Source organism: Subdoligranulum sp. APC924/74, from assembly GCF_003324125.1.
GTDB lineage: Bacteria > Bacillota > Clostridia > Oscillospirales > Ruminococcaceae > Gemmiger > Gemmiger qucibialis.
The window spans coordinates 1-13,324 of sequence record NZ_PSQF01000075.1 but is presented as its reverse complement, the minus strand read 5'-3'; the positions used below and the strand labels follow the sequence as shown (position 1 = coordinate 13,324).

The following is a 13,324-nucleotide window of genomic DNA, read 5'->3' as shown; positions in this document are numbered from 1 at the left end:
TTTTGGCAACGCAGATGCCGTGCCGCAGCCGCCGGAGCGGTGCTTAAGCCGTAAGGCGGGAATTGTGCGGTGTTGCCTTTGAAACCATACCCGGAAAGGGGAAAAGAGCTTGTCCGTTTTTCTTTTTCCAAACAGAATCAAAGATACCGATTTTTCCGTTACCCGTCAGGTGATCGCTTTGCTGGATCAACACGGCATCCATGCCCTGCTGGCGGATGAGCTGGCTGGGGAATTGGTGGATACCAAGGCGGTATTCCTGCCTCAGCAGCAGGCGTTGGCCCAGGCAAAACAGGTTATCACCATTGGCGGGGATGGCACACTGCTGCGCATCGCCCATGACTGCCTTGCCCAAAGCAAGCCGGTCCTGGGTGTCAACCTGGGGCGCATTGGCTTTTTGGCTACCTGCGAGGTGGCAGAGCTGCCGGAAAAGCTGGCCCGCCTGGCTGCGGGGCGGTATACCATTGAGCCGCGCAACCTGCTGCGCGCGGATGCCCCGGCCCATAACTGGCACCAGGTTGCCATGAACGACGTGGTGCTGTTCGGCAATTCCCGCCTGCACCCCATGGATTATACCGTCTACTGCGATGGCGCTTTTGTCAGCCGCTACCGCAGCGATGGGGTGATCATCGCAACACCCACGGGCTCCACGGCTTACTCGCTTTCCGCAGGTGGGCCGGTGCTGGATGCCTGTGCGGCGGTTATGGTGCTTACACCGGTCTGTGCGCACAGCATCCACGCGGTGCCGCTGGTGTTTTCGGCCAGCCGTACCCTGACGGTGGTGGCGGAAGCAACCAACCGTGACAGCGTGTACGCCAGCGCGGACAGCCATTCCCGCTGTGATTTGCAGCCGGGCGAAAGTTTGACCATTACCACGGCAGTGGAACAGCTGGGGCTGATTACCTTTGACGAAACCGAGCAGTTCCGTGCGATAGAAACAAAATTGATGAGGAGATGACTCTGCAATGAAAAGTGCGCGCCATCAGGCAATTTTGGACCTGATTGAAAAATATCCGATTGACCGGCAGGAGGATCTTCTCGAACATCTACGCCGTGCCGGTTTTGATGTAACGCAGGCAACGGTATCGCGTGATATCCGGGAACTGCGCCTGGTAAAAACTGCAACGGGGGAGGGCGGCTACCGCTATATGCCGGCAAACGGCAACGGCAAGGTGGCTCATTCACCAAACCGGTTTGAAACCATTTTCCGGGAGTCTGTGCTCAAGGTGGACTATGCTGGGCATATGGTACTGGTCAAATGCTTTTCCGGCATGGCGAATGCCGCCTGTGAAGTTTTTGACGCTCAAACCTGGGAAGGTGTTGTTGGTACACTTTCCGGTGATGATACGTTTTTTATCCTGATGCGCACCGAGGAAAACGCTGCTGAGATCACCCGTCAGCTGCAGCGCTATACGGTACGCCACACTTAAACCGCCGGAGGGGGAGCAGCATCCATGCTTGCGGAGCTGAAAATTGAAAATGTTGCCGTGATTGAAAAAGCCGAAGTACAGTTTACCCCGGGCCTGAATGTGCTGACGGGCGAAACCGGCGCCGGCAAATCTATCATGATCGATTCCATCAATGCCATTCTGGGCAACCGTACCTCGCGTGATCTGGTGCGCAGCGGTGCGCCCAAGGCACGCATTTGGGCCACGTTTGAATCTATTCCGGCCCATGTGCGGGAGCAGGTGGAAAAATGCGGCTATGGTGCCCAGGATGACCTGTTGCTGTACCGCGAGATCAGCGCGGACGGAAAAGGCAGCTGCCGTATTAACGGTATGCCCGCTACCGCCGGCGTGGTGCGGGATATTTCCGCCGGGTTGCTGACCATCCATGGCCAGCACGACAGCACCAGTCTGACCAACCCGGCAACCCATCTGGCCCTGCTGGATCAGTACGCGCAGGATGGGACAGAGTATGCCGCTTACCATGCGCTGTACCGCGCTCTTGTCACGGCAAAGCGCGCGCTGGATGCGTTGACTTCCAGCGAGGAAGAAAAGCAGCGCCGGATCGCAGAGCTTTCGGAAGAGATTGATACCATTGATGCCGCTGCGCTGACCGCAGGCGAGGAAGAACGTTTGATGGAGCGCCGCAAGGTCATCATGCACGCACAGGGCATTCTGGATGGTCTGACGGCGGCGCACCAGGCGCTTTCCGGTGATGATTCCGGCGAAATGATGGGCGCAGCGGATCTGCTGGGCAGTGTGGTCAATGAGCTGGCCGAAAGCGCTCGCCTGGATGAGAGCCTGGCACCGCTCAGCGAGCGCCTGAGCGATTTGTATTACGGTGCGCGGGAGCTGGCCACCGACCTCGCCGACCGCCTGGACGGTTATGATTTTGACCCGGGGGAGCTGGATCAAATCGAAGAACGGCTGGACCAGATTTACCGCATGAAACAGCGTTACGGTGCCAGTGTGGAAGAGCTGCTGACTCGGCGGGATAAGGCGGCCGAAGAATTGGAAGGGTACCAGTCCTCCGGCAAGCGCATTGCAGAGCTGACCCAGCGCAAACAGGAATTGTACCGCCAGACCAAGGCTGCAGCGGAAACGCTGACCCAAGCTCGCCTGAAAGCTTTTACCAGCATGAACCGCCAAATGCGGGAAGCACTGGAATTTTTGAACATGCCCGGCGTGCGTATGGTGCTGCGCCATCAGCGCGGCCCGTTAGCTTCCGCAGGACAGGATAACATTGAATTTTTGATTTCTACCAACCCCGGCGAGGAGCCCAAGCCGTTGGCTAAAATCGCTTCCGGCGGCGAGCTTTCCCGTATCATGCTGGCGTTCAAGAGCGCCTTGGCTGATAAAGATGCGATTTCGACCGTTATTTATGATGAGATCGACACCGGTGTTTCGGGCCTTGCCGCCGGGCGTATTGGCCAAAAGCTGAAGCAGACCGCAAGCGGCCATCAGGTGCTGTGCATCACCCATACCCCGCAGATCGCTGCCTTTGCCGATAACCAGCTGCTGATTGAAAAGAAGGTGCGGGACAACCGGACCTTCACTGAGATCCATCCGCTGGATCTGGATGGCCGCGTGCAGGTGTTAGCCCGCATGATCTCCGGCGATAAAGTTACAGACCTCAGCCTTGCCAACGCCCGCGAGCTGATTGAAAAATCGCAGGGGTAAGCGCAGGACAATAACGAAAGAAAAACAGAAGAGAAGCATACAAACCTCTGGCCGACAAAACAGGCTGGAGGTTTTATTTTTTTGGCATTTCTTTTATTATCGTTCTAAGGCAATACCGCACAATTCCCGCCTGACGGCTTAAGCACCGCTTCGGCGGCTGCGGCACGGCATCTGCGTTGCCAAAATGCTCGATAAGACATCCAGTATTATCTGCGCTTTTGGCTTAGCAGCTGCCGCACCTCGCTCGCCGTATCGGCACTTAGAATTATGCGGTATTGCCCTAATTTGGAGCCAAGAAAAAATAAAAGCAAAATGTTTGGGAAGGCCCCTTGACACCATGGGGAAGATATGGTATTCTAACTGCGTTGGTTAGATAAACCTAACCAACGAATATCCCGTACTCTCTGCATAAACATAGCAATGGCGGCGGGAATTTTTAATGATTTGAAGTTAGCACGAACTAATTGCGCGGTCAAAACAGGAGGGTACACCATGCAGCGTAATTTTGAAACCTCGTTTGTAACGCAGTGTGCTCCTGTTCTGGCGGGACTTAAAGTGGCAAACCTCTTCCGCTGGGTTGAACCCGATGCAAGCGCCATGCACGCCATGGCGGAGCGCTGGGCGGCCGAGCTAAAACCCAAAGGCGTTACGGTTTCTATCATCAAGGAATGCCCCATCACCCACGCCTATCTGGTTTATGTCTACCGCGCAAAGAGCCTGGAAGAAAGCCTGCAGCAGCCGGATGTGCAGCAGTACCTGCTGCGGGAAGGTTACCCCCAGGGCGGCTTGCAGGAGTGCTTGGATCATCTTTCTCGGTGCCTTTGCTGCGAAGCAGAGTTCCCGCACGAGATTGGCGTTTTCCTTGGTTATCCGCTGGAAGATGTCGTTGGCTTTGTGGCAAACAAGGGCAAAAATTATACGTTCTGCGGTTACTGGAAATGCTATGGCGACCCCGCTGCAGCACAAAAGACGTTTGAACGCTTCCGCAAATGCACTGAAGTTTATCTCCGCTGTTTCCAGAGCGGTACACCGATCACCCGGCTCGCAGTAGCCGTTTGATATAATGGGCGCACGCCCATGTTAAGGTAATACCGCACAATTCCCGCCTTACGGCTTAAGCACCGCTCCGGCGGCTGCGGCACGGCATCTGCGTTGCCAAAATGCTCGATAAGTCGGGTTGCGGTACCCGCATCGTGCTTCGGGGGCAAAAGCCCCTCGCACTCTGCGACCGCTGCCCCTGCTTCGGTTCGCTGTTTCCGCCACTGGCGGCGCTCACCTTTGCAGCATCCAGTATTATCTGCGCTTTTGGCTTAGCATCTGCCGCACCTCGCTCACCGTATCGGCACTTAGAATTATGCGGTATTGCCTTAAAATATAATAAAGGAGCTGTTTGATTATGAACAAGGTAGCAATCGTTTATTGGAGTGGCACAGGCAATACTGAGCAGATGGCCCAGGCTGTGGCAGAGGGCGTTAAGAATGCTGGCGGCGAAGCCGATGTGCTGACCTGCGCAGAATTTGATAGCGCAAAGCTGGCCGATTACGGCGCAGTTGCTTTCGGCTGCCCCGCTATGGGCGCAGAGCAGCTGGAGGAAGGCGAATTTGAACCCATGTTCGCTGACCTGGAAGGCAGCCTGTCTGGTGTGAAGGTTGCTCTGTTCGGTTCTTACGGCTGGGGCTCTGGCCAGTGGCTGGAAGACTGGTGCGCACGCTGCAAGGAAGACGGCGCTGTGATGCAGGAAGAACCTGGCGTTATGGCAAACGAAGCACCGGACGAAGATGCAATCGCAGCCTGCAACGCTCTGGGCGCAAAGCTGGCAGCCTGCTGAGCAAAGTGTCCTGAGGTGCTCACTACACCTTGAGCAAATAGCATTATGACGGCGGGGAACCGATACCGAGAAAAAGGCATCGGTTCACTGCCGTTTGCTTTTTACAGTTTATCATCAGGGCTGTTATAAGATAGAAAAGACAAACAAAAATCCGGCAGAACACCGGGTAGCGGCTCTGCCGGATGATGAAGCGCACGGATTGGGCAATCAGCCAAAAATACCAAACAGCTTTTTCTTCTGGTAAGGTGCGCAGCTGTAGCTGACCATGCGGTAGCCAGTTGGTTCCAGCGCTTTAGCGATGTCAGCCTCAGCAATTTCGTTTTCGGCTACAATAACAGCCTGGCCCTTGGTGTGGTTGGCGGTTACCTTTTTGACGGGGAATGCCTTGCGGATTGCGTCAGAAACATGTGCTTCACACATGCTGCATGCCATTCCATCTACCCCAACAGTAATTTGAACCATTAAACTCATCCTTTCTGCAATAGGTTATGTATCCTAAACCAAACTGACCCAAAAGGCAGGCGGCAACTCATAACGGCTTCATCATACCAACCCAATGGGTATTTGTCAAGCAGAGAGAATACAGCATATTCCGCTCAAAAGAAGGGGGAAAGGGCATAAAATGCCTGAATGACGCAGCGTCCTTTGTGCAAATTGCCTTAAAAAGTGTGAAAAAGTTAGCCACGACTTATCGGTTAGCACAAACTAATTTTGGATGACTTCAAAACTATTGACATTGTGGGTTAGCAGTGGTAAACTGCGAATGTTCAAAGAAGTTAGCATCTGCTAATCTTCTGCGGGTGGCCGGGAAGCGGCAGATCACAGGGGATTAAGGGTTAAACTCCGGCTTTTTTGCGCCTGTGCAAGATGCAGAAAAAACAGAACGGAACGTTATAAGCGTAAAGCAATTTGGACGTTGGGGGATGAAACGATGATGCCGATTACGATGGCAAAAGCAGGCGAAACTGTCACCATCAAAAAAATCACTGGTAAAGACGAAGTTCGCCAGCACCTGGCTGAGTTGGGATTTGTTGTGGACGCAACGGTTACCGTTGTGAACGAAATTGCGGGCAACCTGATCATTCAGGTAAAAGAGAGCCGCATTGCACTGGACAAAACCATGGCAAACCGCATTATGATTGGTTAAAACAGCGCCAATCCGCTGTTTTGGAGGCTGCGGCTTATCCAGCGGCTTCCCGATAGAGATATTGTGAGGAGGATAAAAATGAAAACTCTGAAAGACGCGAAAGTCGGCGAGACTGTCACCGTTGCCAAGCTGCACGGCGAAGGCCCTGTCAAGCGCCGCATCATGGATATGGGCATCACCAAAGGTGTTCAGATCTATGTCCGCAAGGTTGCCCCCCTGGGTGACCCCATGGAGCTGACCGTGCGCAACTACGAGTTGAGCGTGCGCAAGGCTGACGCAGAAATGATCGAATTGGTTTGATTCCAACTAGAGAAGAGAGGGTAACGCAATGAGCATTAAAATTGCACTAGCCGGTAACCCGAACTGTGGTAAAACTACCCTGTTCAATGACTTAACCGGTTCTAACCAGTATGTCGGCAACTGGCCCGGCGTTACGGTTGAAAAGAAGGAAGGCCGCCTGAAAGGTCAGAAGGACGTTGTCATTCAGGACTTGCCCGGTATCTACTCCCTGTCCCCCTACACCCTGGAGGAAGTTGTGGCCCGTGGTTACCTGGTCAATGAAAAGCCTGATGCCATCCTGAATATCATTGATGGTACCAACATTGAACGTAACCTGTACCTGACCACCCAGCTGATTGAGCTGGGCATTCCTGTGGTTATGGCCGTCAACATGATCGACCTGGTCCGCAAGAATGGTGATAAGATCGACCTGAAGAAGCTTAGCGCAGAGTTGGGCTGCCAGGCTGTTGAGATCAGCGCACTGAAGGGCGAAGGCAGCATGAAGGCTGCTGAGATGGCTGTTGCCGCTGCAAAGTCTGGCAAGGCTGGCGAGCTGCCCCATGTGTTCACTGGCAGCGTTGAGCATGCCATCGCTCATATCGAAGAGTCCATCCAGGGCAAGGTTGATGACCGCTTCCTGCGTTGGTACGCCGTCAAGCTGTTCGAGCGTGATGACAAGGTTCAGCAGGAGCTGAAGCTGGACAAGGCGCTGGTTGACCACATTGACCAGCACATCGCAGACTGCGAGAAGGAAATGGACGATGACGCCGAGAGCATCATCACCAACCAGCGTTATGCTTACATCAACACTGTTGTTGAGAAGGCTGTCAGAAAGAAAGCTCGCGTTGAGCACCTGACTGTTTCCGATAAGATCGACCAGGTTGTTACCAACCGTATCTTCGCTCTGCCAATCTTTGCCTTGATCATGTTCCTCATGTACGCGCTGTCCATGGGTACCTCCATTGCAGATGGCGGTATCTCCATCGGCAGCTTCGCAACTGACTGGACCAACGATGTTCTGTTCGGCGAGATCGTTCCCAATGCACTGGGCGGTTTCCTGGAGAGCGTTGGCGTTGCTGGCTGGCTGTACGGCTTGATCATGGACGGCATCGTCGCCGGTGTCGGCGCGGTTCTGGGCTTCGTTCCCCAGATGCTGGTTCTGTTCTTCCTGCTTTCCATCCTGGAAGACATTGGTTACATGGCCCGTGTTGCTTTCATCATGGACCGTATCTTCCGCAAGTTCGGCCTGTCCGGCAAGAGCTTCATCCCCATTCTGGTTGGTACCGGCTGCGGCGTTCCCGGTGTTATGGCTTCCCGTACCATCGAGAACGAGCGTGACCGCCGTATGACGATCATGACCACCTGCTTCATTCCCTGCGGTGCCAAGATGCCCATCATCGGCCTGATCGCAGGTGCTCTGTTCGGCGGCAGCAGCTGGGTCGCCACCTCTGCTTACTTCATCGGCTTTGCAGCCATCATCATCTCCGGCATCATCCTGAAAAAGACGAAGTTGTTCGCCGGTGATCCTGCTCCGTTCGTTATGGAGCTGCCCGCTTACCATGTGCCCGCATGGGGCAACGTCCTGCGCGCTACTTGGGAGCGCGGCTGGTCCTTCATCAAGCGTGCCGGCACCGTCATTCTGGCTGCCACCATCATCCTGTGGTTCCTGCAGGGCTTCGGCTTCGAGAACGGCGCGTTCACGATGGTCGAGGATCAGGACAACTCCATCCTGGCTATCGTTGCAAGCGCAATTTCCTGGATCTTCATCCCGCAGGGCTTCGGCAACTGGCGTGCAACCGTCGCTTCTATCTCCGGCCTGATCGCCAAGGAGAATGTCGTCGGTACCTTCGGTGTTCTGTATCACTATGCTGACGAGCTGTCTGACAACGGCGACGAGATCTGGCCCGAGGTTGCTGCCAGCTTCACCGCGATCTCCGCTTACAGCTTCATGATCTTCAACCTGTTGTGCGCTCCCTGCTTCGCTGCTATGGGCGCCATCAAGCGCGAGATGAACAACGGCAAGTGGACTGCTATCGCCATTGGTTATATGTGCCTGGTGGCCTACTGTGCATCTCTGGTTGTTTACCAGATCGGCGGCCTGATCACCGGCGAAGTTGGCTTCAACATCTTCACCATTGTTGCTGTCGCTATCATTGTGTTTACCATCTACATGCTGGTTCGCCCCAACAAGTACCTGAATGATAACGAAGTTAAGATTGATGTCAAGAAGGTTGCTGCTTCCAAGTAATCACTGACAATTTGATGTTCCTTTTATAAGAGAGGTGTTTCGCTATGATGGATTTCTTGGCCACAAATTTTAATCTGCCTACCATTATTGGTGCGGTTATTGTGTTTGGGGGCACGGGCCTGATTGTGTGGCACTCTCACAAGCATGGCGGCGTTGGCTGTGATTGCGGTGGCAGCTGCCACGGTGAGTGTGGCTGCTCCGGTGGCTGCAATGGCTCCTGCAAAGAAAATGCAGAAGAGCTTGCAAAGTTCAAACGGATTGCCGAAGAAAAGGCAAAGGCTAACGCAAGTCAGGTACATTAAAGCTTAAATTTTCCTGAATCCCAGCGCGGCGGGCCGCAGGCAGCAATGCCCGCGGTCCGCCGCATTTTTTATCAGCTGCACTATGGTGCGGGCTGCTTGATATGGAGTGATGAACATGGCATTGAGCGATGCCCACCTGCGATATCTGTTTGCAATCAGCAATGCAGCTGCAGCAACCCCGGATGTATCTTCCCGTCAGATTGCCAGTGCACTGGGGGTTACCAAACCCTCGGTTGTGCATATCCTGAACATTCTCATGCGGGATGGTATGGTGGTAAAACGGCACTATGGCAAAATTTATCTGACGGACCGCGGTGCGTTTACCGTAAACTACTACCGCCGCTTGCTGGATGCAACCCTTGCCGCTATGCCGGAATATCCGTTCCCAGTCAGTGCAGATGAACGGCGCAATGCGGCGCTGGCGTTGATTGCAGCGCTTCCTGACCGGGATTACAGGGAACATTTTGGTGCGCTCTTTGCCGAAACGGAGGTGGAAGAAAATGAGCCGCAGCCAGAAAGTGAATGAACCGGAAACCATGTCTACAGCTTCGGCCTATCTGTACAAAGAACAGGCCGAGTGTGTGCAGCAGGTGCACCAGTATCTGGTGGAACATCTCGATAGCCGCGTAACCCAGGCGGAACTGGCGCAGCGGTATCATATCTCTCTTACTTCGCTGAAAGGGGCGTTCAAACAGGTGTACGGCTTGCCAATCAATACTTACCTGCGCCGCTGCCGTGTGCAGCATGCGGAACAGCTGCTTTTCACAACGGATTTGAGCATTTTGGAGATCGCACAGCGGGTTGGGTACGACAGCCCCAGCCGTTTTGCGGCAATGTTTAAGCGCGAAAAAGGCATTACCCCGCGGGAATGCCGCCGCGTGCGCACCGACCAGCTGCCGGAAGAAAAAACGATTGCCTGATGTGGAATTACAGCGCAGCAAAACGCACAGCAACGGTGGGCTGAAACTGGGCGAAATGGTGGAACGTGGAACATAGAATTTTCAAAAATAAAACCAGACGGCACATTTTTTATCCAAAATGCACTTGTAAAAAGTGTAAAATACGTTATACTTGCGAATAAGGATTTTTGCAAGAAGTTAATCTTGCGAAACATCGCCAATTGCAGCCGGGGGATGTATGCAGCAGCTTGCACCCCCTGGGAATGTCGAATCAATAGAGAGGAGTTCAACGGATTATGGTGAACGTAAAGAAGGTAGCAATTTTTGTTGGTGGTATGCTGTTTGGCTCCGCTGGTTTCAAAATCCTGGCCAGCAAGGACGCTAAGAAGGTCTATACCCAGACCACCGCAGCCGTTCTGCGTATGAAAGACTGCACTATGGAGACGGTCAGCCGCGTTCAGGAAGAGGCTGGCGACATTCTGGCAGATGCAAAGGCCATCAACGAAGCCCGCGCAGCCGCAGCTGAACAGGAAGTTATCGCTGATGACGCTGCTGAAAGCGCCGCAGAATAATTGCTTCTTTTGGGCCGCCTGCAGGCGGCCCTTTTTATGTGGTGGGGCACAGCGGCTGAACGGATGATGCCTTTATCGCTGTGCCAGAATTGGCAGTTGGGAAAGCTGAATAAGGAAATACAACTATGAAATGTACAATTTTACATGAAAGCCGCGGCCGTATGCGTGTGCATGTAAATGCCGTGCGTATGACCCTGCACCGTGCAGATGTTTTGGAAGCATACCTGAACCATTCGGAAGCCATTGAACATGCCAAAGTGTATGAACGCACCGGCGATGTTCTGATCAAATATAAGGGCAGCCGTGCGGGTGCAGTAACGGTGCTGAGCCATTATAAGTTTGATAACCCGGAACTGGATTCACTGGTTACTTCGGCTGACAGCCGTAAGATCAACCAGGAATACCAGGAACGTTTTGTCAACTTGGTGGTGTTCCGTGCGTTCCGCAAGCTGTTTCTGCCTGCTCCGGTGCAGGCCGTTATCACGGTGTTCAAAGCAATTGAATTTATCCGCCGTGGTCTGGTCTGCCTGTGGCATCGCAAGCTGGAAGTGGAAGTGCTGGATGCACTTTCTATCGGTGTATCGTTGCTGCGCAGTGACTTTAATACCGCCGGTTCCGTTATGTTCCTGCTCAATGTGGGCGCTTTGCTGGAAGAATGGACACGCAAAAAGAGCCTGGATGATCTGGCTCGCAGCATGTCCCTGAACGTTGACCGTGTTTGGGTGCGCAGTCAGGGGACCGAAGTTCTGATGCCCATCACCAAGGTCAAGGCGGGGGACGAGATCATTGTGCGTTCTGGCAACATGGTGCCGCTGGATGGCACCGTGATCGAGGGCGAAGCCATGGTCAACCAGGCGGCCTTGACCGGTGAGTCGATGCCGGTACGCAAGATTGCGGGTGCGACAGTTTATGCAGGTACTGTTGTTGAGGAAGGCGAATGCGTTTTTGCTGCAAACGCCGTGGATGGTGCCAGCCGTTACGATAAGATCGTATCTATGATCGAAGAGTCCGAAAAGCTCAAGTCCGGCACGGAAAACCACGCCCTGGAGCTGGCAGATCGCCTGGTGCCGTGGTGTCTGGCTGGTACGGCCGTGACCTATGCGCTCACCCGCAACGTAACCCGCGCAATCTCGATTCTGATGGTCGATTTCTCTTGCGCACTTAAACTTTCCATGCCGCTGGCCGTGCTGTCTGCTATGCGTGAATGCGGTTCCTACCACATCACCGTCAAGGGAGGCAAGTATCTGGAAGCCCTGTCCAAGGCGGATACTATTGTGTTTGATAAGACCGGTACCCTGACCCATGCAAGTCCTAAAGTGGTCAAGGTTGTGCCGTTCTCCGGGTGTGATGAGGAGGAAGTTCTCAAGCTGGCCGCCTGCTTGGAAGAGCACTTCCCGCATTCCATGGCAAACGCCGTGGTGCGTGCTGCCAAGGAGCGCGGCATTACCCACGAGGAGATGCATACCGAGGTAGAGTACATTGTGGCCCACGGCATTGCAAGCCGCGTGCGCGGGGAGCGCGTTGTGATCGGCAGCCATCACTTTGTGTTCGAGGATGAAAAGTGTGTCATTCCCGCTGCGGAACAGCAGAAGTTTGACGATCTGGAACCGGAATATTCGCACCTGTATCTGGCTGCCTGCGGCCAGCTGGTGGGCGTTATCTGCATTGCGGACCCGCTGCGCCCCGAAGCACGCCATGTGCTGCGCCAGCTGCGCGCCATCGGTGTCACCAACACTGTGATGATGACCGGTGACAGTGACCGCACCGCAGCCGCGATTGCCCGCCAGGTAGGCGTTGATCAGTATTTCTCGGAGGTTCTGCCGGAAGATAAGGCAGAGTATGTCCAAAAAGCAAAGGCAGAAGGGCATACCGTTGTCATGATCGGCGACGGCATCAACGATTCACCGGCTTTGTCTGCTGCCGATGTTGGCATCGCCATCAACTCTGGCGCAGCCATTGCACGCGAAATTGCCGATATTACCATCAAAGCCGACAGCTTGGAAGAGTTGGTGCAGCTCAAGAGCATTGCCAACGCCATGCAGCGCCGTGTGGCGAGCAACTATCGCTTTGTGCTGAGCTTTAACTCTGCCCTGATCATTCTGGGCGCACTGGGCATTTTGCAGCCGGCAACCTCGGCTATGCTGCATAATCTTTCCACCATCGGCATCAGCCTGAAGAGTATGACGAACCTGCTGCCCGAAAAAACGCAGAGCCAGCTGCAGCAGGAGAACACAAAGGCCTGATGCAGGCACTAATCGCATGAAAACGCAACCACTATAAACAGGTGGGCTGCTGCCAGCAGGAAAAAAAGTATGACAGAACGATGAAAAGAAAACTGAAAAAGAAAAAATACGAAAAAAATCAAAATTTTTTAGAAAAAAGCTTGACTTTCTTTAGAAGCCTGTTATAATAATACCTGTTGATGACAGCAGCCCACGTTCGACCGGGTGTAGCGCAGTTTTGGTAGCGCGCTTGAATGGGGTTCAAGAGGCCGTGAGTTCGACTCTCGCCACTCGGACCAAACAGTGAGTTGAGTTTTTCAACGCGGAACCGCTAAGTTTGAAAGAACTTGGCGGTTTTATTTTTTTGCTTTTTTGCGGTGAAAATAGGGCCAGGTCTAACCGATTTTATCCAGCAGGCAAAGGTCGCTGCATATTTGCTGCAATGCCTTGCTTTCTTTTGGTATCCAAATGTCCGTAAATATTCGCCGTCATCTTTATATCAGGATGCCCTAACCATTCCTGCACGTCCTTCAAGGCAAAGGATTGGGACAGTATTGAAACTCATGTGTAACTTCAAAACTTTCGATAAAGTGTGAAAAGTCGGGAGCTTGGAACGCTGCGGATATTTAAGGCAACACCGCACAATTCCCGCCTTGCGGCTTAAGCACCGCTCCGGCAGCTGCGGCACGGCATCTGCGTTGCCAA

Annotated in this window: 14 protein-coding genes and 1 tRNA gene; 14 read left to right on the top strand and 1 reads right to left on the bottom strand. The window is 53.7% G+C overall.

Annotation, left to right across the window (positions count from 1 at the left end):
* The first annotated feature begins 109 nt into the window (after positions 1-109).
* The 5 genes from C4885_RS12850 to C4885_RS12830 all read left to right on the top strand — a co-directional run bounded on the left by C4885_RS12850 (position 110) and on the right by C4885_RS12830 (position 4,950).
* Positions 110-955, top strand: coding sequence for an NAD(+)/NADH kinase (locus tag C4885_RS12850; protein WP_114000720.1), 846 nt, complete (start codon positions 110-112; stop codon positions 953-955).
* 7 nt (positions 956-962) lie between these two features.
* Positions 963-1,427: an arginine repressor gene (locus C4885_RS12845; RefSeq protein WP_114000719.1), complete on the top strand. Its 465-nt coding sequence runs from the start codon at positions 963-965 to the stop codon at positions 1,425-1,427.
* A 24-nt stretch (positions 1,428-1,451) separates the two neighbouring features.
* Entirely contained in the window at positions 1,452-3,122 is a 1,671-nt protein-coding gene (recN, locus tag C4885_RS12840; RefSeq protein WP_114000718.1) for a DNA repair protein RecN, read from the top strand.
* Between the two features lie 492 nt (positions 3,123-3,614).
* Entirely contained in the window at positions 3,615-4,181 is a 567-nt protein-coding gene (locus C4885_RS12835) for a DUF3793 family protein (RefSeq protein ID WP_114000717.1), read from the top strand.
* A 337-nt stretch (positions 4,182-4,518) separates the two neighbouring features.
* Positions 4,519-4,950: a flavodoxin gene (locus C4885_RS12830; protein ID WP_114000716.1), complete on the top strand. Its 432-nt coding sequence runs from the start codon at positions 4,519-4,521 to the stop codon at positions 4,948-4,950.
* Positions 4,951-5,157: 207 nt separating this feature from the next.
* Here C4885_RS12830 and C4885_RS12825 read toward each other — a convergent pair whose 3' ends face one another.
* On the bottom strand, positions 5,158-5,412 hold the full coding sequence (locus C4885_RS12825) for a heavy-metal-associated domain-containing protein (RefSeq protein WP_114000715.1): 255 nt from the start codon (positions 5,410-5,412) through the stop codon (positions 5,158-5,160).
* Between the two features lie 469 nt (positions 5,413-5,881).
* Here C4885_RS12825 and C4885_RS12820 point away from each other — a divergent pair, with 469 nt between their 5' ends.
* The 9 genes from C4885_RS12820 to C4885_RS12780 all read left to right on the top strand — a co-directional run bounded on the left by C4885_RS12820 (position 5,882) and on the right by C4885_RS12780 (position 12,918).
* The gene (locus C4885_RS12820) at positions 5,882-6,097 is read left to right on the top strand and encodes a FeoA family protein (protein WP_114000714.1); all 216 of its coding nucleotides are present in this window, start codon (positions 5,882-5,884) and stop codon (positions 6,095-6,097) included.
* Positions 6,098-6,175: 78 nt separating this feature from the next.
* Positions 6,176-6,397 carry a FeoA family protein gene (locus tag C4885_RS12815; RefSeq protein WP_114000713.1) on the top strand — a complete coding sequence of 74 codons (222 nt, stop codon included), beginning with the start codon at positions 6,176-6,178 and terminating at the stop codon, positions 6,395-6,397.
* Positions 6,398-6,425: 28 nt separating this feature from the next.
* Complete coding sequence (feoB, locus tag C4885_RS12810; RefSeq protein WP_114000712.1) at positions 6,426-8,624, top strand: ferrous iron transport protein B; 2,199 nt, start codon at positions 6,426-6,428, stop codon at positions 8,622-8,624.
* Positions 8,625-8,668: 44 nt separating this feature from the next.
* Positions 8,669-8,926 (top strand): hypothetical protein, encoded by a 258-nt coding sequence (locus tag C4885_RS17105; protein ID WP_242979596.1) that lies wholly within the window; start codon positions 8,669-8,671, stop codon positions 8,924-8,926.
* A 115-nt stretch (positions 8,927-9,041) separates the two neighbouring features.
* The gene (locus tag C4885_RS12800; RefSeq protein ID WP_114000711.1) at positions 9,042-9,452 is read left to right on the top strand and encodes a metal-dependent transcriptional regulator; all 411 of its coding nucleotides are present in this window, start codon (positions 9,042-9,044) and stop codon (positions 9,450-9,452) included.
* A complete protein-coding gene (locus C4885_RS12795) occupies positions 9,427-9,846 on the top strand; it encodes a helix-turn-helix transcriptional regulator (protein ID WP_114000710.1) in 420 nt (139 codons plus the stop codon). The genes C4885_RS12800 and C4885_RS12795 overlap by 26 nt, the downstream gene beginning before the upstream one ends.
* A gap of 275 nt (positions 9,847-10,121) precedes the next feature.
* Positions 10,122-10,397 (top strand): DUF6110 family protein, encoded by a 276-nt coding sequence (locus C4885_RS12790; RefSeq protein WP_114000709.1) that lies wholly within the window; start codon positions 10,122-10,124, stop codon positions 10,395-10,397.
* Positions 10,398-10,522: 125 nt separating this feature from the next.
* Positions 10,523-12,640, top strand: a complete 2,118-nt coding sequence (locus C4885_RS12785; RefSeq protein ID WP_199488114.1) for a heavy metal translocating P-type ATPase — start codon at positions 10,523-10,525, stop codon at positions 12,638-12,640.
* Between the two features lie 200 nt (positions 12,641-12,840).
* A tRNA-Pro gene (locus C4885_RS12780) sits at positions 12,841-12,918 on the top strand.
* Positions 12,919-13,324: the final 406 nt, after the last annotated feature.